The following is a 20941-nucleotide window of genomic DNA, read 5'->3' on the forward strand; positions in this document are numbered from 1 at the left end:
GCTATGCAGCCACACACTGAAATGAGAGAGATAAAAATAAATGGAGGTAGAGTGGAATGACTACAGCAACAACCTACACATTTTTACTAGATGGACAATGGCATGAAAGTGAATCAAAAGAGACAATTGAAATCTCTTCACCATATAAAGAGGATCTTGTCGGTCGCGTTCAAGCGATGACGAAACCGGAAGTCGATCGTGCCATCGCTTCAGCGAAAGCGGCACAAGCAGAGTGGGCAAAACAACCAGCGAACAAACGGGCTGAATTGCTTCACGCTTGGGCAACGGAACTCGAAAAACGTGCGGACGAAATCGGTGAAGTCATCATGCGCGAAGTCGGTAAAGGACGTGCAGATGGCGTCAAAGAAGTCAAACGGACAGCTGAAATCATTCGCTACACAGCGGAAGAAGGTCTCCGTTTCGACGGTCAGATGATGCAAGGGGATTCGTTCCCTGGTGGTAGCGCGAAAAAAATCGCGGTCATCAAAAAAGCACCACTCGGCGTCGTGCTTGCAATTTCACCGTTTAACTACCCAGTCAACTTGGCAGCAGCGAAACTCGCACCTGCCCTCATGACAGGAAACGCCGTCGTCTTCAAACCGGCAACACAAGGTTCGATCAGCGGTATCTTGATGGTCGAGGCACTCGTCGCAGCAGGTCTTCCAGCTGGACTCGTCAACATCGTCACAGGTCGTGGATCGGTCATCGGTGATTACTTGACGGCTCACCCAGGCATCAACATGATCACATTTACTGGTGGTACAGGCACAGGACAACATTTGTCGCGTCAATCGGCAATGATTCCACTTGTCCTTGAACTTGGTGGAAAAGATCCAGCGCTCGTTCTTGAAGATGCGAATCTGTCACTTGCGGCAGACCATATCATCAGTGGGGCATTCTCTTACTCAGGTCAACGTTGTACAGCAATCAAACGCGTTTTCGTTCTTGATCATCAAGCGGATGCACTCATCGAAGAACTCAAGACACGGATCGCGAAATTGACAGTCGGTTCACCTGAACAAGACAGCGTCGTCGTGCCGCTCATCGACACGAAATCAGCGGACTTCGTCGAAGGCTTGATCACGGACGCAACAGACAAAGGCGCAACGCTCGTCTCAGGTGGCGGACGTACGGCGAACTTGATCGAACCAACACTTCTTGACAACGTGACACGCGACATGCGCGTTGCTTGGGAAGAGCCGTTCGGACCAGTTCTTCCAATCATCCGTGTCAACTCGGTCGACGAAATGATTGCATACTCTAATGAATCAGAATACGGTCTTCAAGCAAGTGTCTTCACAGAGAACATCGATGCTGCGTTTGCAGTAGCGGATGCGCTTGAAACAGGTTCTGTTCAAATCAATGGTCGGACGGAACGTGGTCCTGACCACTTCCCATTCATCGGTGTGAAATCATCGGGTCTCGGCGTTCAAGGCGTCGGACGTAGCTTAGCTTCGATGACACGCGACAAATTAACAGTCCTCAACTTAAAATAAGTTTCTGACCGACCTTTCAATCTGCGGAAAGGTCGGTTTTTTGTGCATCCATTTCTCGCGCTTTAACGTAAGCTAGAAAACAAATGTCACCCTTTGACGCACAAAGTTTGGCGCTATAGCTTCATTCTCTCTATAATGAAAGAAAATGGACGAGAGAAAAGAGGCGTGTAGGTATGACTGTATCAGACGAAATCATCCCGATTCCGATTCCGACACCATTTCCGGTTGGAGACGTGAACTGCTATGTACTACGAACGGAAGGGGAAAACATCCTCATTGATTGTGGACCGGATACGCTTGAAGCATGGCAAACGATGCAACGGACGCTTGCACGACATGAACTTCAGGTCGAGGATTTAGATCGTGTCATCGTGACACATCACCATGCGGATCATGCTGGGATGGCACATCGCTTTTCAGAGAAAGGCATTCCCGTCTATGGACATGCGCGATTACGCCCATACTTGGAACAGGACGAGACCTTCTTGAACAACGGGGACGCATTCTTGCGTCGATTGGCGACATCGTTTGGCGTTCCGCTAGCGATTCAAGAGATGTTACCAAGTTATCAATCTGCCTTGAAATGGCTTGGTAAAGGTCAGCTTGATTTCACATTAAAAGAAGGCGACGCGATTACGCCGTCTGGGCGATACCGGGTCATCGAACTACCGGGGCATGCAAGTGACCAAATCGGAATTCTAAGTGACGATGGTGTATTGTTCGCGGCCGATCACCTGCTCGACCGGGTCGAGCCGAATCCATTGCTCGAACAACCGCAACCAGGTGATGATGTGCTCGTAAAACGTCCTGTTCTTGCGTATCTTGACTCCTTAGAAAAATTACAAAGTGAGCAGATTCGAATCGCTTACACTGGACATGGTGCTCCGATTCGAGATGTTGCGGTACTCGTCGAAGAACGATTGATGCAACGCAAGGCACGTGGTGATCAGCTCTTGAAGTATTTTACGGGAGAACATACGTTATTCGAATTAGCACAAGTGACGTATGGAAACCGATTAAAAAAATCATTCCCTCTTGTCATGAGTGAGATGAAAGCACGCCTCGATACACTCGTTGCCCGCGGTGCGATCACGGTCGAGAAACGATCAGGTATCCTCTACTATTCAAAAGCGGAGGAAGTCTAATGCAACTCATCAACCGGACGATTGTCATCACGGGTGCTTCAAGTGGACTCGGGGAAGCACTGGCGCGCACTCTGCATAAAGAAGGCGCAAACTTGATTTTAATTGCACGACGCGAGGATCGATTACAAACGTTAGCATCTGAACTCCAGGCAGACTACCTGGTCTACGATTTGGAAAAGGCGCCTGAAATTCTTGCAAAAACACTCGCAAATCGTTATGGACGGATTGATATTTTGATTAATAACGCAGGTTTCGGGGAATTCAGCTTCTTAGACGATACCTCGATTGAAACGATTGAGTCGATGCACCGGATCAACGTCTTAAGTCCCGTTCGCTTAACGAAGGCATGTCTGCCATTACTCAAAGAAGGTGGCATGATCGTCAACGTGGCCAGTCAGGCGGGGAAGTTGCCGACACCGAAATCAACGATCTATTGCATGACGAAAGCAGCGATGTTGCAGTTTTCGAACGCGTTACGTCTGGAGTTACGTCCAAAAGGCATCCACGTCATGACGGTCAATCCAGGACCGATCGCGACAGAATTTTTTGTCCGTGCGGATGTCGACCGGAAGTATGAGCAAAATGTCGCTTCTATCGTCCTATCGAAAGAACGACTAGCTTCGACTGTCGTCCGAGCAATAGAGCGGCGTAAACGTGAAGTCAATGCACCATGGTGGATGGAGCTATCGGCAAAAGGGTACGGCGTGATGCCACGGTTGATCGAGTGGTTAGGAAAACCGGGCTTCGATAAAAAGTGATGACGGAGGAGAACGATAAATGAAAACAAAGGTAATCAGCTTTCTTGCCCTAGGTACGCTGCTCGCAGGCTGTGGAACACCGGATGCGACACCGGAACCGAAGAATGTCTTAGGGACTTCTTATCAGACGATCGAAAAAGAAGCGGAAAAGTCAACGGTTCGGATGTATATGTGGGGCGGCGATGACGGCATCAATGCTTACATCGATGAATACGTAGCACCGCGTCTGAAGAAGGAACACAACATCACGTTAGAACGGGTCCCGATCGAGACGGCGGATATCATTCAAAAACTGCGTGCTGAGAAACAGGCAGGTAAGGAAAAAGGTGTCATCGATGTCGTCTGGATCAATGGCGATAATTTTTTAAATGCTAAAAAAGATGATTTACTGTATGGAGAAATCACAAAAGTCCTCCCGAACATGAAATATGTTGATGCTGCCGCCCAGAGTTCAGATAGTGGTACGAAAACAGACGGACTTGAAGCCGCATGGGGGAAAGTTCAATATACGTTGCACTATGACGCAGCTGACGTGAAATCGCCACCGACCGACTTGAAAGCACTGAAGTCATGGGTCAAGGAAAATCCAGGACGTTTCACTTATCCGGAAGTGACGGACTTTACGGGGAATGCCTTCGTCCGCCACGTCATGTATGGTGTCGAATCGAATGAAACCTTAAAAGACCCGAAAGCAGACTTCAAGAAGACATGGGCTTATTTGAACGAAATCAAACCGTATCTCTGGAAAAAAGGGAAGACCTATCCAAAGACACTTGCCCAACTCGATCAGTTATACGCGAAGGGAGACGTTGATTTCACGATGGGCTTCAACGAACGACGGGCTGAACAAGAAGTGAAGTCAGGAACGTTTCCGAAACAAACACGTCCGATCGTCTTGAAGGATGGATCAATCGCGTCGACGCATTTCCTTTCCGTACCGTTCAACGCACCGAATCCGAAGGGCGCACTCGTAGCGATCAATACGTTGTTATCACCAGAAGCACAGTTGAAAAAATACGATGCGACGTATTGGGGAGACGGAACGAGTCTTGATTTATCGACACTTGATTCATCAGAACAAAAGCAATTCGCTGATGTACCGGCTGCACCGTCGACACCAAAGCCAAGCGTCTTTGAAGGAAAGGTCCGGACGGAACTCGACCCATCCATTTTCGAGATGATCCGTAAGGAATGGCCGTCTCGTGTGGCGCGGTAACGCGTATCCTGCTGCACTCTTGATGGCAGGGATGGTCTTATACGGGTTATGGGTCAGTATCTCGATGACGACATCTGCTGATTACCGCGAGCTACTGACGGATGAGGTCTTTTTAGAGAGTCTAGCCGTCAGCAGTTACGTGGCCATCATCAGTACGGTGCTCGCGCTGATCATTGGTGTGGTGCTCGCAAGGCTCTTGAGCAGAACACGACTAGCTGCGTTACTTGCGATTCCTTTATTCATCCCTCATCTAGGAGCAGCATACCTCGCGATTCTTTATTTGAGTGATGTGCCTGTCATCGGACCGCATGAAGGGAATTATTTTAGTGTCATCCTGACGTATCTGTATAAAGAAATTCCGTTCGTGTTTTTTTATCTCTTACCGGTGGTCCGGCGCCTTGATTCGCGTTATCAAGAACTCGGTATGATGCTCGGTTTATCACCAGTGCGCCGATTCTGGCATGCGCGGGGCGTTTTCCTACTCGTTCCGATGCTTGAGGCAGCATTTATCTTGCTTGCCTTCATCCTGTTCGCATATGAGATTCCAGCACTGCTCGGCGTGACCTATCCAAAATTACTTGGCGTCTATGCATTCGATTTGTATACACAAGGCGATTTATCGGAGCAACCACTCGCTTTTGCAATGAGTGTCGTCTTGACGGGAGGACTCTTCCTCCTGCTATTGCTTATGACTGGTTTGACACGCCCACTGGCAACGAAGATCAGTAGGGGGCGAAGCGAATGATGAAAAAAATCAGTGTGACCGTATTCGTTGTACTCCTGTTCATCGTTCCTTTAATTGGTTTGATTCCAGGAGAGTGGAATTGGAATCCGCGCCTAGAAGCGACGCTCGGCACGACCGTCGCGATGATTTGTGCCGTCGTATTGTTAAATCATCTCTTCGGATACATGGCAGGAAAAGCGATTGCCTTTCAAACGGGGAAACGGATTCGTATAGCAGAGTTCTTGATTAGTTTGCCGCTGTTCGTTCCCGTGTTATTGCTATCATTCGGTCTCTATTTGACATGGATCCGTCTTGGTTTGGCAGATCGATTTTTTGGTGTCCTGCTCGTGTTGCTTCTGCCGACCTTACCCTATACAGTTCGCTTGTACACGAACGGATTTCAGGCGCTCGGAGAACGGATGCTTGAACAGATGGTCTTGATTGAGGGAAACCGGTTCAAGCGTTGGTTCTATTTGACGGGACCGATGCTTCGGTCGACGTTACAATCCGTGACGCTACTCGTCACGGTGATCACGATCAGTCAGTATGCACTAGTTGCGTTGATTGGTGGTGGGATCGTCCGCATGATATCACTCGAAGTATTCCCGGCGTATTCTGGTAATTCGCAAGGGGCGGCGCGTCTAGCGACGCTGTGGTTGATCGGGTTGCCCATTCTCTTTTATGCTGGACAAGCCGTTATTTTTTCTAGTTGGATACGAATCGTACGGAGGCGTTTAAATGGAAGTCACGATACAACAAGTCAATAAACGATTTGGAACGAAGCATGTATTGTCTGATATCGATGTAAATATCGCATCTGGACAATGTGTGGCTTTAGTCGGACCGAGTGGTAGTGGGAAAACGACATTACTCCGTCTGATTGCAGGTCTTGAGCGCGTGACGAGCGGAATGATTCAGTTCGGCGACCGAGATGTCACTGTTCTTTCGCCGAATCAACGTGGTGTGACGATGATGTTTCAACGGTCGCTATTGTTCCCACATTTGAACGTCGAACAAAACATCCGTCTCGGTGCAAAACAATTAACACCGATCGAGCTCGAATCCTGGTTACATCGCGTCGGACTCGAGGGAAGAGGGAAAAGTGCTGTCCATGAACTGTCAGGGGGCGAACAGCAGCGAGCGAGTTTAGCTCGTGCGCTGGCGAGTCAACCGGACTTCTTGTTGCTCGATGAACCGTTCTCGAGTCTAGATGTACCGAGACGACGGGAACTTCGGACATTGATTCGGAAGTTGACCGAGGAACAAGGTGTCACGACGCTCCTTGTCACACACGATCGGGAAGAGGCAATGGCGATGGCAGATGTCGTTTATGTCTTAGAACAGGGGCGAATCGTCGATCATGGTACACCGATTACGCTGAGCCAGACCAGCCCGTTTTTTGGCGAAGGCATTCAGATTGAAGAAACATGGCATCCGCTGACGGCAGTCAACTTGGTCTCAAGACCGACGAAGGAGACGGATGAACGTGTTACGATTACGAAAGAACTCATTCAATACGGCGTTCGCTTCTACGAAGTCGAACGGGCGTCCGGAGAACGGCTCGTGCTTTCTTCAGACGAGACGATTCATGAGAAAGAAGGCTATATCGTTAGAAAGGAGGGGTGACATGTTAGATACGCGTGCGCGTAAAATCGTTCAACCCCTGTTTGATCAAGGGGCGACCTTGTTTAAGAAAATTGGATTATCGGCGACACAGGTGACGATCATTTCCGGCATCATCGGTGGTGCGACGGGCTTTTTCGTTTATAACGATATGATGGGAACGGCGATTGTCTTATTGTGGATCTCGGGCATGCTTGATGTCATCGATGGAACGATGGCACGAAAAGAAAAGACAACTCCGATTGGTACGATTCTTGACCTTGTGCTCGACCGGATCGTCGAGCTGTCAGTGCTGATTGGTCTTGCACTCCGATTTCCGGAAACGCAGGTCGTTATTCTGTTGCTCGTCGCATCATTCGTCATTGGGATGACGATGTTCCTTGCAATCGGAGCAGTCAGTGAAAATTACGGCTACAAGTCGTTTCAATATCAACCGGGACTCGTCGAGCGGACGGAAGGGTTCTTATTCCTAACAGCGATGATCCTGTTCCCAAGTGCCATCATTTGGATCGCAATTGTCTTCTTGATTGCTGAACTCTATACGGTCGGGGAGCGATTCCATCAAGCTTCGAAGGTGTTACGATGAGTGAACAAGAGATGATCATGACTGTGGATCGAGCGGGCAACCTGCTCGGACCTCGTCCACGATCGGAAGTCCACGCTAACGGCTTGTGGCATGAAACGTTTCATTGTTTCGTTTACGATCCAAAGCGGGACGTCGTGCTGCTCCAGCAACGGTCTGAACAAAAGAAGGATTTTCCAGGAATGCTTGATATCACGGCAGCGGGTCACTTGCTTGCGAATGAGACAGTCGAGGATGGTGTCCGGGAACTCGAGGAAGAGATTGGTTTGACGTGTACGTTTGATCAATTGATACCGCTTGGCATCCAGGAAGAGGAGTTTCGGGATGCGTCACTATGGGACTGTGAGCGATGCCATGTCTTTCTTGCTCGAAGTGATCAAGCGATAGACGCATACGTCCTCCAGGAAACAGAAGTGAAGCGATTGATTGCTTTTTCGATCGAGCAGTTTGAGCGAATTGCTGACATGTCCATCGAGCGTATTCAGGACACGACAGGCGAGTGGTTCGATCGTCGTCAATTCGTTCCGCATCCTTCTTCTTACTGGAGACATGTACGACAGGGAATCGAGCAATTACGTAAATAGAAAGAATGGGAAAGAAATAACGCATGAAGACCTACGATCGAATGTGATTTCGCTCGCAGGTCTTTTTTTAATCGTACATTCGTTCGACGCAAGAGTAGCGAAATTAAGATATATTTGAGATAATTAAGTATATATACAAAAGAAGGAAAGAAGGTGCAGCCAGTGGCATTACGATTTGCACTACTCGGGCTGCTGACCCAAGGGGAAGCGACCGGTTACGATTTAAGCGCGACTTTTAAAAAACAGATGATCCACTTCTGGACCGCACACCATACTCAAATATACCGAGAGTTGTTGAAAATGGAAGAGGCAGAGCTCGTGACGAGTGTTCATATCGTCCAAGAAGACTTGCCGGACAAGAAAGTCTATTCGATTACCGATAAAGGGCGTACGGAGCTCGTTGAATGGTTACGGACACCAAATGAATTCAAACCGAAGATGAAGGATGAGAACTTGATGCGGGTGTCGCTCTTGCATCTGCTCCCACCAGAGGAAGCCGTTGCTTATTTGGAAGAGTCGAAGCGGCACCATCAATTTGCCGTCGAGATGATGCATAGTTGGCGTCACGACCACCTCGAGAACGGTGCAACACTAGGGGAGACCTTGACGAGTGAGTACGGCTTGCGTATGATGTTGAATTACTTGGATTGGTGTGACTGGGCAATCGCGGAAATCAAAAAGAACGAAGCAAACGTCTAACAATATTGGCTCGACTGTCATGTAGATGGCGGATTCGAGCCAGTTTTATTTTGTAATAGGATTTAGTAAGGAGAGAATCGATGTACTTTAATGACTATGAAGACTGGATTGAGGAAGAGGCGGAAGCATTATTTCGCTTACATGAAGAACCGCTGATACGAGAAGCGATCTCGTATTCGCAATTTACGGCGTATGTAGAAGAGGCACTCCTTGAACCATTATTGCTGAAATTACGTTGGCTCGGAGAAGCAGAAGAAGAGGAGATTCTAGAACGAGCGGATTCAATCGTTTGGGAGAATGCCTCAGGTCATTCGGAAGCTTCCCTTCGGCGAGATGTGTTACGACGGGTCGTCAAGCGAGACTTTACTGCGTATATCCTCGCGTACCTCACACCAATTCTTGAAGCGAGACAAGCCACTTATGAGGCGGAATTGAAGCAGCTTCAATTGGCGCATGCTGAACAAATAGATGAGGTCAAACAACACGAGCAACAGATTGAACTCGGACCGCCACCTAAAAAAGTCAAAAAATGGTGGTACCTCAAAGAAAAAGAAGTAGCACGTTCCTATACGGAGGAAGAACGATCTGCATTGCAAGCCCAACAGCAACAACTCGAGGACGAGTTAAAGCGACTCGAACAAAAAACACGTGAGACAGAAGCTGACCTCGAACGATTGGATTCAATTCACCGATTGTAATTCACGCCAAAAAAATGGAGCAGACGACGTTATGTCGTTTGCTCCATTTTGTATAAAGGTATCGTATTAAGCTTGTGTCGCAAGTTTCGCAAGGACAAGTTTCGCGACCGCTTCACTTGACGCTGGGTTTTGTCCTGTGACGACGTTGCCGTCGATGACTGCGAATTCCTTACCAGCATCCGATGTCAGGAAAGTAGCGCCTTCACCACGAAGTGTCGTCTCAAGCAAGAATGGTACTTTATCTTCGAGACCTGTCGATTTTTCTTCTTCGTCTGTGAAGCCGTTGATTTGACGACCTGATACGAAAGGTTTGCCATCGATCATGACGTGTGCAAAGGCCGCTGGACCGTGACAGACCGATGCGACGACGCCATCTTTTTTGATGACAGCTTCAATGGCACCTGCCACTTGTGGGTTATTCGGGAAGTCGACGACCGCACCGTGACCACCTGGGAAGTAAACAGCATCAAATGATGCTGGATCGACTTCTGAGAGTGCTTTCGTGTCGTGCAACGCACGGCGTGCATCTTGGAATTTCGGCAAGATTTCTTTGACGATCGATGCTTTATCGATCGGGACGTCGCCACCTTTGATCGAAGTGACCGTCACGTCATGTCCTGCATCCTTAAACAGGTTGTATGGTGCTGCGAACTCTTCGAACCATAATCCTGTTTTGTGACCATTCATGTCATCTGCACTTGTTGATACAATTAAAATACGAGCCATAATAAAACTCCTCCTCTGTATGAACGTTACAAAGAAGGAGTTTCCCGGAGATATGAAGAGTTAAACCTCACCGGTGTTCCGTATAGTGATGAACCGGTAGTGTAGCAAGTGCCTGGTCGATTTGAGCTTGTGAGATCGACTCTTTCATCGCTTGGACGTTTGCCTGAAGCTGTGACACGCTCGACGCACCAGGAAGGACGATGTCGACCTGTTGATCGATGGCTTGCAACGCAAGCGCAGGAAGCGGGAAATCTTGAAGTTTTTGAAGACTCGCTTCAAGCGTTTCCTTATCGAATTGTTCGAACCGATCAACCGACTGCAGGCGTGAAGCACTCTCATGTGTCAAGAGTCCTTTTGCCAGTGGACCACGGGCAACGACTTGGATGTTTTTCTCTTTTAAGCGTGGCAACAACTCTTCGATGCGGCGATCGAGCAACGAATAAGGCGTCATCAAGTAAGAGAAATTACTATGCTCGAGCCAATATTCGATGACATTCGGGCGCAGTGACGACAGACCATATTCCTTGATCTTCCCCTCTGCTTTTAAATCTTCCATTGCGCGGATCGACGCATCGATGTCATCATCGATCGTGCCGCCGTGGACGTAATACAGGTCGAGATAAGGTGTTTCAAGACGATTCAAACTTTCAAGACAAGCTTGCTTCAGATAGTCATAACTCGGATCCCATGTCCAACCGGTTCCGGTCGCGTTCATCCGATTCCCACCTTTTGAGGCGAGGAACAATCGACTGCGATCCTCTTGTGAGAAGGTTTGACCGATGATGGATTCGACCGCTCCGTTCGCATAGACGTCCGCTGTATCGAAGTGCGTGATTCCGGCATCAAGTGCCGTCCGCAGGATTGCTGTTGCTTCCTCCTGACCACGCTTTAAGATCGTCATCGTACCTAATCCTAATGACATGTTCAATTCCCTCTTTTCTTAGATGAACTATAAGTTTGGAACTTCTGCTTTCTAGTGTATCATATCTGATGAAAAAGACGATTTCGAAGTCTTGCGGCAATACGTCGGAAACGGCATACTAATCATGATAGAGAACGTAAACTAAGATAGAAGAGGGGAACACATCCGATGGAAGAAAAAACGATTGAACGTGAAGTGATCTATGAAGGAAAAGTCTTTGATGTCGAGAAACATGTCGTCACGTTACCGAACGGCAATACCTCGGTCCGTGAATTGGTCTATCATAATGGTGCCGTCGCAATCATTGCTTTTGATGAACAAGGTGATTTGATCGTCGTGGAACAGTACCGGAAGGCGTTCGAGAGTCTATCGATCGAGATTCCAGCAGGAAAACTCGAGAAAGGCGAAGATCCACTCGATTGTGCCGGACGCGAATTAAAGGAAGAAACAGGATACGTCGCGAAAGAGTTACGACATGTCTTTGATTTCTACGGTGCGCCTGGTTTCTGCAGTGAGCGTGTACATATCTATGAAGCGATTGGTCTGACTGCCGGTGATCGTCAACTCGATGAGGATGAGTTCCTTGAGAATAAGACATTGAAGCTCGAAGAAGCACTCGAACTCGTTGCAAACGGAACGATCGTCGACGCGAAAACGATCATGGCGATCCAGCATTGGCAAATTCGTACTTTAAAATGATTCTCATTTAAATGATTTTCAGTTGATAATCATTTTAATTTGAAAAAAGACTGATTATCAGCTATGATAATAGCATCAGTTCGAACAAAGGGGGCGTTATGATGGAAAGTCGTGTAGAACGCATCAAAAAACAGCTAAGCGGTAAAGGATATAAGCTGACTCCCCAACGTGAAGCGACTGTGCGTGTCCTGCTCGAACACGAGTCGGATCACCTCAGTGCCGAAAATGTCTTTCTCCTTGTAAAAGAAAAGAACTCCGACATCGGACTTGCGACGGTTTACCGGACGCTCGAATTATTGACGGAGCTTGAAGTCGTCGATAAGGTCAACTTCGGAGATGGCGTATCCCGGTTTGATTTACGACAAGAAGGTGCGAGTCATTCGCATCACCATCTCGTCTGTATCGAATGCGGATCCGTCGAAGAGATTTTAGACGATATGCTTGAAGAAGTAGAGAAAGAAATCGTGTCCCGATTCCACTTTAAAATCAAGGATCACCGCCTGACATTCCATGGCGTCTGCCGTGTCTGCCAAGAGCGCCATGCTCGGGAAGCGTTGGAACAATCGCAAACACAAACAGTCTGACCGTCCGACGAAATTTCGGATGGTTTTTCTTTTTCAATTTTTATAGGTCAGACCTCTTCACAACGGTTTACACCTTTGATATGATGGGAAAGTAAGCGATTTCGTAAACGAAGAGGATGAGTTCAGTGCGTGAACAACTGGAAGCATTTATCAATTATTTAGTGATTGAACGGCAAATGTCCGCGAATACGGCAGCTGCGTATCGAAATGATTTAAATCAATACTTACAGACGCTTGAAACAGCGGAAGTTTCCTCGTTCGAACAGGTTCACCGACATCATATCGTCGACCATATTGAACGATTGCTTGAAGCACGAAAGTCACGATCGACGGTTCGCCGGGCGACGAGCTCGATCCGTTCGTTCCATCAATATCTGGTCGAAGAGAGACTTGCGACACATGATCCGTCTCGTCATCTTGATTTACCGAAACCGGAGAAGAAGTTGCCCGTCGTCTGGAGTCAAACGGACGTCGAACGCTTGCTTGATTCGGTCGTCGGTGTCGATCCGCTTACACGACGAGATGCAGCAATGCTTGAGCTTCTCTATGGAACAGGCATGCGCGTCAGCGAACTGCTCCAACTGAAGTTGAACGATTTGCAACTCGAACTCGGGTATCTGTCGTGTCTTGGGAAAGGGAATAAATCCCGGATCATCCCGATGAGTACGACATCGATTGAGAGCGTCAGGACATATCTTGACCTCGCGCGCAACAGTCTCGGTGGTCAACAGACGGACGACGTCTTCTTGAACAGTCGCGGTGATCGTTTGTCACGGCAAGGGTTTTGGAAGATGATCAAGCGACGGGCAAAGGAAGCGGGTATTGAAAAAGAGATCACACCGCACGTCCTGCGCCATTCGTTCGCGACCCATCTACTTGAAAATGGTGCCGATTTACGCGTCGTACAAGAAATGCTAGGACACGCTGATTTGTCGACGACACAAATGTATACACACGTTAACAAAGCACGACTTCACGACGTGTATAAGAAACATCATCCACGGGCATGATGGTTCTATCTTTTAAAGGTCTGACTTCAGACAAATGATGCGTTTTGTCTAGTCCCTTTCCGGGAAAAATCGTAACGGGAATCGCACAACTACAGCTCGTATATAGGAGGAACAGCAAATGGCTCAATCATTTAAACGTGTATTTTTGATCGTCATGGACTCCGTAGGAATCGGAGAAGCACCGGACGCTGAACAGTTCGGAGATCTTGGTTCGCATACGCTCGGTCACATCGCGCGTGAACGCAACGGACTCAACATGCCGAACATGGCAAAACTCGGTCTCTCGCATATCGAACCGATCGAAGGTGTCTCAGCTGAAGAAGCACCGCTTGCAGCATACGGAAAAATGAAAGAAGTATCTGCAGGGAAAGATACGATGACAGGACACTGGGAGATCATGGGACTCCGGATTGATACACCATTCCGTGTCTTTGAAAAATTCCCGGATGATTTGATTCATCGCCTAGAAGAGTTCTCAGGACGGAAAATCATCGGGAACAAACCGGCTTCTGGCACGGAAATTCTCGACGAACTCGGACAAGAACATGTTGAGACGGGCGCCTTGATCGTCTATACGTCGGCAGACTCTGTTCTTCAAATCGCAGCACACGAAGAAGTCGTGCCATTAGAAGAATTATACCGGATTTGTGAATACGCACGTGATATCACACGGGATGACCCGTACATGCTCGGTCGTATCATCGCACGTCCATTCCTTGGCGAAGCAGGAGCGTGGGTCCGGACAGCGAACCGTCACGACTATGCCCTTAAGCCATTCGACCGGACGGTCATGAACGAACTTGAGACGGCAGGACTCGATGTCATCTCACTCGGTAAGATTGCTGATATTTACGATGGAGAAGGTGTCACGGATGCAATCCGGACGAAGTCGAACATGGACGGCATGGATCAGCTCGTAAAACAACTCAATCGTGATTTCAACGGACTTTGCTTCTTAAACCTTGTCGATTTCGATGCTTTGTTCGGACACCGTCGTGATCCGCAAGGCTACGGACAAGCACTCGAAGAGTTCGACGCGCGTCTTCCGGAAGTGTTTGCTCGCTTAAACGAAGACGATCTCTTGATCATCACGGCTGACCACGGAAACGATCCGGTTCATGCTGGGACTGACCATACACGGGAATACGTACCATTGCTTGCCTACCATAAAAATGGTGTTGCAAAACCGCTCGGTATCCGTGAGACGTTCGCTGATCTTGGAGCGACGGTCGCAGAAAACTTCGCCGTCAAGATGCCGGCACATGGAACAAGCTTTTTAACAGAACTATAATTCGAGGGAGCGATTCAGATGACAGTCAACTGGAATGAAACACGTTCGTTTTTAGAAAGCAAGATGCAGGCAAAACCGGAGATCGGATTGATTCTCGGTTCAGGACTAGGTGTCCTTGCGGATGAGATCGAAAACCCGATCGCGATTCCATATCATGAAATCCCGAACTTCCCGGTATCAACGGTCGAAGGACACGCGGGACAACTCGTCTTCGGTACTCTTGAAGGGAAACAAGTCGTTGCGATGCAAGGGCGATTCCACTTCTACGAAGGATATTCGATGGACATGGTCACGTTCCCAGTCCGTGTCATGAAAGCGATCGGTGTCGAGACATTGATCGTCACGAACGCAGCGGGTGCTTGTAACGAAGCGTTCGAACCAGGTGATTTGATGTTGATCACAGATCACATCAACTTCTTCGGTACGAACCCATTGATCGGGAAGAACGTCGATGAGATGGGACCACGTTTCCCGGATATGTCGAAGCCGTATGATGCGGAATTACTTCGTCTTGCACAGGAAACAGCGGACGAGCTCGGAATTCGTGTCCGTCAAGGTGTCTACTTCGGAAACACTGGTCCAACGTATGAGACGCCAGCAGAAGTCAAGATGGCACGGATGCTTGGTGGCGACGTCGTCGGTATGTCGACGGTCCCTGAAGTCATCGTTGCCCGTCATTCCGATATGCGAGTCCTTGGGATCTCATGTGTCTCGAACATGGCAGCAGGTATTCTCGACCAACCGTTACATCATGATGAAGTCATCGAAACGACAGAACGTGTCCGGGCACACTTCCTATCACTCGTTCGCGGTTCGATCAAAAAAATGTAACGACTGTTTATAAAACTCACAAACCACTCCTGAGGAGGAACTAGATTATGCGTATGGTAGATTTGATTGCAACAAAACGAGACGGTGGCGAACTCGCAACAGCTGATATTCAAGCAATGGTAGAAGGATTCACGAATGGTGAGATTCCAGATTACCAAATGTCAGCGATGTCGATGGCGATTTTCTATCAAGGAATGTCAGATCGTGAAATCGCTGATTTGACGATGGCGATGGTCAACTCGGGCGACGTGATCGACCTTTCACGTATCCACGGGAAAAAAGTCGACAAACACTCGACAGGCGGTGTTGGTGACAAAATCAGTCTGATCGTCGCACCACTCGTTGCGTCAATCGGCATTCCGGTTGCGAAGATGAGCGGTCGTGGACTCGGTCATACAGGTGGAACCATCGACAAACTCGAAGCGTTCCCTGGTTTTGACGTCGAGCTTTCAGAAGAAGCGTTCGTCTCACAAGTCAACGACATTAAGATGGCAATCATCGGTCAAACGGGTAACCTGACGCCTGCAGACAAAAAACTCTACGCCCTTCGTGACGTCACGGCGACGGTCAACTCGATCCCATTGATCGCAAGTTCAATCATGTCGAAGAAGATTGCAGCAGGAGCAGACAGCATCGTACTCGACGTCAAGACGGGTTCTGGTGCCTTCATGAAATCGTTCGAAGATGCAAAAGCACTTGCGACAGAGATGGTTTCGATCGGTAAGAGTGTCAACCGTAAGACGGTTGCTGTCATTACGGACATGGATCAGCCGCTCGGCTTTGAGATCGGAAACGCAAACGAAGTCAAGGAAGCGATTGAAGTCCTTCAAGGGAAAGATGTCCGTGATTTGAAAGTCATCGCCTTGACGATTGCATCACACATGGCAGTCCTCGGTGATTTCTACCCGACGTTTGACGAAGCATATGCGGATCTCGAAACACGTCTCGGTAACGGAGCAGCACTTGACGTCTTTAAGAAGTTCATCGCAGCTCAAGGTGGCGACGCGTCTCTCGTTGACGACATGACAAAAGCACTTGAAACGAAATACGAAAAAACATTCGTCGCTTCAAAAGCAGGTTATGTCTCTGAAATCATCGCTGACGAAGTCGGTGTTGCAGCAATGATCCTCGGTGCAGGACGCGCGACGAAAGCAGATGAGATCGATCACGCAGCAAGCGTTACGTTGCACAAGAAAGTCGGCGACCGTGTAGAAGTCGGCGATGTCATCGCAACACTTCGTTCAAACAAAGAAACACTCGATCAAGCAATCGAAAAAATGGATCACGCGTACCATATCAGTGAAACGAAACCGGCAGAACGCCCGCTCGTTCACGCTGTTATCCAGTAAGCAATCCAATCAGCAATACTTGAGTAGTGGACGTCGTCCGCTACTCTTTTTTTATGGTAAAATTGTAAGTGTAAAAATATGGGAGGGGAGTATATGAAACGTTGGATAATCGGAATTTCCAGTCTAGTTGGAATCATCGGAGGTAGTGCCTTATTGATCACTTTCGCTTTTACACAGGACATGAACTCGGATGGAACGAAAGAGACTGAAGTACAGCGGAAAGCAAAAACTTACTTAGAACAGCATCTTCCGGAAGCGAAGGTGACCGGTAGTCTTTACGACAACATGGGCAATTTTCCATTTGAATATGCCGCACGCGCGATAGACGAAAAAACGAATACTGAGTTTTTCGTCTATCAACAAGAGGAGTCGGGGAGGTTCGTTGACTCGTATCATGCGTCACTTTGGGAAGATCGGTTAGAGCGGCGGATCCCGTCGCCGACTCTCGAACAACTGAACAATCAATTGAGCGTAACCGTACTTTATGACAACGATAAAATACAGCAGCTAGGTGACGCGCGTTTTGATTCAAAGGCTTATTTACGGAAGGAAGTCGCTCCGACGCTCTTAGTGGACGTTCCACGCAAGCGACACGAACAGGATAAAGCGCAGATCACAGCGTGGGCAAAGTCGTTGCGCGAACAAAAGATCCTTCAACACATGACAGTCAAGGTTGACTATATCTCGAAAAAAGGGGAATTGCTTGAGAACGGAGATTCGCTCTTCGTGAAGCTGTAAGATGGATTGAAAAACAAGATGTGCGGTTCCCTTTCGATTTGTTATACTGGAAATACTTGTAATGAATAAGGGGGAACTTTCATGAAACCACCACGTTTACAAAAAGGGGATAAGATTGCCATCGTCTCACCGGCGTCTGCTGTCGCAGCATACGTACCGCGTCGTCTCGCCCGCGGTATCGCAACACTTGAAAAAATGGGCTTTGAGGTCGTCTTGATGCCGAACGCAACAGCTGTCCATAGTCATACGGCAGGAACGATCGGGGAACGGCTACAAGATTTACATATGGCGTTCGCTGATCCGTCGATCAAGGCTATCATCTCGACGATCGGTGGGTTTAACTCGCACCAGCTACTCGACGAACTCGATTATGAATTAATCCGGAACAATCCGAAGATCTTCGTAGGTTACAGCGATATCACGGCACTGTTTGCTGGGATCTATCAGCAGACAGGATTGACGACGTTCGTCGGACCCGCACTGCTGACGCAGTTCGGTCAATTCGATGGTCTTGATCCGTATACAGAAGAATCGTTCAAACGTACGTTCATGCAGACGGAGCCGATTGGTCGGATCGAAGCGTCTGAGGAGTGGACAGATGAGGTTTTACGCTGGGATGTCGCGGACGACCGAAGACGAGAACATCAAGTGAACGCAGGGTACACGATCGTTAAGACCGGTGCCGCAGAAGGTCCGATTCTGACGGGGAACACGGGAACACTTTTACTGCTTGCCGGAACACCTTACTTGCCATCGTTTGACGGTGTCGTCTTGATGCTTGAGGATGACGAGAGTGAGACACCAGAAACGATCGACCGGTATTTCACGCAATTGCGACACATGGGTGCGTATGACAAGATTGCGGCACTCGTCGTCGGACGCTTCCCGCGAAAAGTCGATTTTGACCCGGACTTCCCGCTCAAGGACATCATTCTGCGCGCGACGCGAGGCTATGATTTCCCGATCATTCTCGATGCGGACTTCGGGCATACGGATCCCGTCACGACACTCGCGAATGGGGTGCAGATTCGTGTCGAAGCAACGGATTCGGTGACACTCGATGTGTTAGAGGCAGCCGTCGAGTAAAAAGGTCTGCACGACGCCTTGAAATTTGGTACACTGTACCATGGAATCACGATCTTGAATCGTGACGAATCTCCTGCTGAAAAGCACGAAAGGTTGGTCAAACATGCAAAAAACTGGTCATATCTTATTAGAAGATGGAAATAAAATCGAATTCGAATTGTTCAACGATGAAGCACCGATCACGACTGAAAACTTCGAAAACCTTGCGAACTCGAACTTCTACGATGGATTGAACTTCCACCGTGTCATCCCAGGCTTCGTCTCACAAGGCGGATGCCCAATCGGAAACGGTACAGGCGGTTCAGGAAAAACGATTCCTTGTGAAACGTCAACATCATACCCACACAAACACAAGGCGGGTTCACTCTCGATGGCACACGCTGGTCGTAACACAGGATCAAGCCAATTCTTCATCGTACACGAGCCACAACCGCACCTCGACGGCGTACACACGGTCTTCGGACAAGTGACTTCAGGTCTCGAACATGCACAAAAAATGAAGCAAGGCGCTGGCATCAAAGAAATCCGCGTCGAAGCGTAAGTTCTTGCTCCTCTTCGAACGTTCGAAGAGGAGTTTTTCTTTTTTTAGAACCGGGTACAATCAGTAAGGGAACTCAACTCGAAAAGGAGTGTTTGTCATGCGTTTAGAAGGAAAACGAATCATCCAAGTCGTCAGCAATGACTTCGAGGATTTAGAATTATGGTATCCTGTCCATCGCTTGCGTGAAGAAGGCGCGATCGTCGACATCGTTGGTGAGAAGGCAGATGAGACGTATATCGGGAAGTACGGTGTTCCGATCAAATCGAATAAGACGTTCGATGAGATTAATCCAGCAGAATACGATGCGATTCTTGTTCCGGGTGGTTGGTCACCCGATCTGTTACGCCGCTTTGACTCTGTCCTGAACATGGTGCGTCATTTTGACCAGAACAAACAACCGATTGGTCAAATCTGCCACGCTGGTTGGGTGCTGATCTCTGCTGGCATCTTAAAAGGCGTCAACGTCACGAGTACGCCAGGGATCAAGGATGACATGACGAATGCGGGTGCGATTTGGCATGATGAAGCTGTCGTCGTCGACGGACATATCGTCTCGAGTCGTCGTCCACCCGATCTACCGGACTACATGCGTGCCTTCATCCAAGTGATGGAAGAACAAGCGTGATTCAGATGCAGGGGACGTCACGAGACGGACTCCTGCATTTTCATGGATTATGAAAAAAATGCAGTAATTCTGTGTGAGAAGGTGTAGAATGAATGAGTCTCAGTCGTTCATACTCCTGAGAGTTGTTGAAATTAGGAAGGTGTAGAATCACATGCTAGTAAAATATAAGAAGTTGAATGAACGGACCGCGATGGGGCTGATCGCCTTTTCGTGCGAAGTGAAGGATCCGAAGTATTTGCTTGAAACGGTTCAAGCCTATGAACAGGAAGAAGACCAACGCTTGTATTTGTACAAACAAGATGAGGATTTCGTCGGTGTCATCGGGTTTCAATTAATGGATGGCCATGCTGAATTGAAACATATCGCATTATCACCGTCTTTCCGTGGAGAACGGATGTCGTATCTCCTACTCGATGAAGCAGCCAAACTTCTTCGAACGGATATTACGGGTGCGACCGAAGAGACGCAACGCCTCGTCGACAAATGGAAAAATCAATAAAAAGACCGGTCCATGGCTCAGATGGACCGGTCTCTTCGGTTTTGTAGCGCTTCTTGTCGTGCCGTGACGACATCCGTACGATCGCGCAAACGGTGTTTATGCGTCACATAGTCGAGATCAGGTGCTGTCGCTTCAAGTGCGACGGTTCGGATGACGTCCGGGAAGACAGGTAACGGGATGTGCCGATAGATCTTATTCGTAAAATGGTCGCGATGATCGAGCAAATATGAGACGTCGATCCCGGACGCAATCAGTGTTGCCCGGTGGCGTTCGATTTTATCGAATGCTTTCGCATATGTCCGCTGTGCCCCAGTCGTATTGCCGCGGCGGTGATGATAGCGGGCGACGGCCAGCTGGATCAGACCGACAAGCGCCTCGTCCTGGCGTTGTCCTTCTTGCCAGACTTCCTCTAAGATTTCATGGCACTCGAAGTAATCGTGCCGAATGTTGAATTCAAATACGAATCGTTCAATCGGATTCATGGAATCACCTCTTCCTTTGAATATAACATAGT

25 protein-coding genes are annotated in these 20941 nt (G+C 48.5%); 22 read left to right on the plus strand and 3 right to left on the minus strand.

Annotation, left to right across the window (positions count from 1 at the left end):
* Positions 1 to 56: 56 nt before the first annotated feature.
* From N179_RS01670 to N179_RS01720, 11 genes are all read left to right on the plus strand, one after another.
* Positions 57 to 1496 carry an NADP-dependent glyceraldehyde-3-phosphate dehydrogenase gene (locus tag N179_RS01670; protein ID WP_050678501.1) on the plus strand — a complete coding sequence of 480 codons (1440 nt, stop codon included), beginning with the start codon at positions 57 to 59 and terminating at the stop codon, positions 1494 to 1496.
* Positions 1497 to 1669: 173 nt separating this feature from the next.
* Entirely contained in the window at positions 1670 to 2641 is a 972-nt protein-coding gene (locus N179_RS01675; protein ID WP_058265148.1) for an MBL fold metallo-hydrolase, read from the plus strand.
* Positions 2641 to 3399, plus strand: a complete 759-nt coding sequence (locus N179_RS01680) for an SDR family NAD(P)-dependent oxidoreductase (protein ID WP_075642049.1) — start codon at positions 2641 to 2643, stop codon at positions 3397 to 3399. Before N179_RS01675 ends, N179_RS01680 begins: the two co-directional genes overlap by 1 nt.
* Before the next feature lie 19 nt (positions 3400 to 3418).
* Complete coding sequence (locus tag N179_RS01685) at positions 3419 to 4615, plus strand: ABC transporter substrate-binding protein (RefSeq protein WP_058265150.1); 1197 nt, start codon at positions 3419 to 3421, stop codon at positions 4613 to 4615.
* Complete coding sequence (locus N179_RS01690) at positions 4602 to 5360, plus strand: ABC transporter permease family protein (protein WP_035398208.1); 759 nt, start codon at positions 4602 to 4604, stop codon at positions 5358 to 5360. Before N179_RS01685 ends, N179_RS01690 begins: the two co-directional genes overlap by 14 nt.
* Complete coding sequence (locus tag N179_RS01695; RefSeq protein ID WP_023467666.1) at positions 5357 to 6106, plus strand: ABC transporter permease subunit; 750 nt, start codon at positions 5357 to 5359, stop codon at positions 6104 to 6106. Before N179_RS01690 ends, N179_RS01695 begins: the two co-directional genes overlap by 4 nt.
* Complete coding sequence (locus N179_RS01700) at positions 6078 to 6965, plus strand: ABC transporter ATP-binding protein (RefSeq protein ID WP_055967078.1); 888 nt, start codon at positions 6078 to 6080, stop codon at positions 6963 to 6965. The genes N179_RS01695 and N179_RS01700 overlap by 29 nt, the downstream gene beginning before the upstream one ends.
* A 1-nt stretch (position 6966) precedes the next feature.
* Positions 6967 to 7548 carry a CDP-alcohol phosphatidyltransferase family protein gene (locus tag N179_RS01705; RefSeq protein ID WP_023467668.1) on the plus strand — a complete coding sequence of 194 codons (582 nt, stop codon included), beginning with the start codon at positions 6967 to 6969 and terminating at the stop codon, positions 7546 to 7548.
* The gene (locus tag N179_RS01710) at positions 7545 to 8129 is read left to right on the plus strand and encodes an NUDIX hydrolase (RefSeq protein WP_023467669.1); all 585 of its coding nucleotides are present in this window, start codon (positions 7545 to 7547) and stop codon (positions 8127 to 8129) included. The genes N179_RS01705 and N179_RS01710 overlap by 4 nt, the downstream gene beginning before the upstream one ends.
* 162 nt (positions 8130 to 8291) lie before the next feature.
* Positions 8292 to 8828 carry a PadR family transcriptional regulator gene (locus tag N179_RS01715; protein WP_023467670.1) on the plus strand — a complete coding sequence of 179 codons (537 nt, stop codon included), beginning with the start codon at positions 8292 to 8294 and terminating at the stop codon, positions 8826 to 8828.
* 80 nt (positions 8829 to 8908) lie between these two features.
* Complete coding sequence (locus N179_RS01720; RefSeq protein WP_075642050.1) at positions 8909 to 9526, plus strand: hypothetical protein; 618 nt, start codon at positions 8909 to 8911, stop codon at positions 9524 to 9526.
* 66 nt (positions 9527 to 9592) lie between these two features.
* Here the strand turns inward: N179_RS01720 and N179_RS01725 are convergent, their stop codons facing one another.
* Both N179_RS01725 and N179_RS01730 read right to left on the minus strand, forming a co-directional pair.
* On the minus strand, positions 9593 to 10252 hold the full coding sequence (locus N179_RS01725; RefSeq protein ID WP_023467672.1) for a type 1 glutamine amidotransferase domain-containing protein: 660 nt from the start codon (positions 10250 to 10252) through the stop codon (positions 9593 to 9595).
* Positions 10253 to 10319: 67 nt separating this feature from the next.
* Positions 10320 to 11174 (minus strand): aldo/keto reductase, encoded by an 855-nt coding sequence (locus N179_RS01730; protein ID WP_023467673.1) that lies wholly within the window; start codon positions 11172 to 11174, stop codon positions 10320 to 10322.
* A 168-nt stretch (positions 11175 to 11342) separates the two neighbouring features.
* Between N179_RS01730 and N179_RS01735 the strand changes: the two genes are divergently transcribed.
* From N179_RS01735 to N179_RS01785, 11 genes are all read left to right on the plus strand, one after another.
* Positions 11343 to 11873, plus strand: a complete 531-nt coding sequence (locus N179_RS01735) for an NUDIX domain-containing protein (protein WP_023467674.1) — start codon at positions 11343 to 11345, stop codon at positions 11871 to 11873.
* A gap of 101 nt (positions 11874 to 11974) precedes the next feature.
* On the plus strand, positions 11975 to 12457 hold the full coding sequence (gene fur, locus N179_RS01740; protein WP_023467675.1) for a ferric iron uptake transcriptional regulator: 483 nt from the start codon (positions 11975 to 11977) through the stop codon (positions 12455 to 12457).
* Positions 12458 to 12582: 125 nt separating this feature from the next.
* The gene (gene xerD, locus N179_RS01745; protein ID WP_029341179.1) at positions 12583 to 13467 is read left to right on the plus strand and encodes a site-specific tyrosine recombinase XerD; all 885 of its coding nucleotides are present in this window, start codon (positions 12583 to 12585) and stop codon (positions 13465 to 13467) included.
* Between the two features lie 118 nt (positions 13468 to 13585).
* Positions 13586 to 14758: a phosphopentomutase gene (gene deoB / locus N179_RS01750; protein ID WP_075642051.1), complete on the plus strand. Its 1173-nt coding sequence runs from the start codon at positions 13586 to 13588 to the stop codon at positions 14756 to 14758.
* An 18-nt stretch (positions 14759 to 14776) separates the two neighbouring features.
* Positions 14777 to 15589: a purine-nucleoside phosphorylase gene (locus N179_RS01755; RefSeq protein WP_029341181.1), complete on the plus strand. Its 813-nt coding sequence runs from the start codon at positions 14777 to 14779 to the stop codon at positions 15587 to 15589.
* A gap of 47 nt (positions 15590 to 15636) precedes the next feature.
* Positions 15637 to 16938 (plus strand): pyrimidine-nucleoside phosphorylase, encoded by a 1302-nt coding sequence (locus tag N179_RS01760; RefSeq protein ID WP_055967087.1) that lies wholly within the window; start codon positions 15637 to 15639, stop codon positions 16936 to 16938.
* Positions 16939 to 17031: 93 nt separating this feature from the next.
* Positions 17032 to 17676 (plus strand): hypothetical protein, encoded by a 645-nt coding sequence (locus N179_RS01765; RefSeq protein WP_058265156.1) that lies wholly within the window; start codon positions 17032 to 17034, stop codon positions 17674 to 17676.
* 81 nt (positions 17677 to 17757) lie between these two features.
* Positions 17758 to 18762 (plus strand): S66 family peptidase, encoded by a 1005-nt coding sequence (locus N179_RS01770; protein WP_075642052.1) that lies wholly within the window; start codon positions 17758 to 17760, stop codon positions 18760 to 18762.
* 103 nt (positions 18763 to 18865) lie between these two features.
* Positions 18866 to 19303 carry a peptidylprolyl isomerase gene (locus N179_RS01775; protein WP_023467682.1) on the plus strand — a complete coding sequence of 146 codons (438 nt, stop codon included), beginning with the start codon at positions 18866 to 18868 and terminating at the stop codon, positions 19301 to 19303.
* A 97-nt stretch (positions 19304 to 19400) separates the two neighbouring features.
* Positions 19401 to 19928: a type 1 glutamine amidotransferase domain-containing protein gene (locus N179_RS01780; RefSeq protein ID WP_035398198.1), complete on the plus strand. Its 528-nt coding sequence runs from the start codon at positions 19401 to 19403 to the stop codon at positions 19926 to 19928.
* A gap of 151 nt (positions 19929 to 20079) precedes the next feature.
* Positions 20080 to 20427: a GNAT family N-acetyltransferase gene (locus N179_RS01785; RefSeq protein ID WP_023467684.1), complete on the plus strand. Its 348-nt coding sequence runs from the start codon at positions 20080 to 20082 to the stop codon at positions 20425 to 20427.
* A gap of 17 nt (positions 20428 to 20444) precedes the next feature.
* Here the strand turns inward: N179_RS01785 and N179_RS01790 are convergent, their stop codons facing one another.
* The gene (locus N179_RS01790; protein WP_058712906.1) at positions 20445 to 20909 is read right to left on the minus strand and encodes a DUF309 domain-containing protein; all 465 of its coding nucleotides are present in this window, start codon (positions 20907 to 20909) and stop codon (positions 20445 to 20447) included.
* Positions 20910 to 20941 lie beyond the last annotated feature (32 nt).

The sequence above is a fragment of the Exiguobacterium indicum HHS 31 genome (genome assembly GCF_001939065.1).
In the GTDB taxonomy this organism is placed as follows: Bacteria; Bacillota; Bacilli; order Exiguobacteriales; family Exiguobacteriaceae; genus Exiguobacterium_A; species Exiguobacterium_A indicum.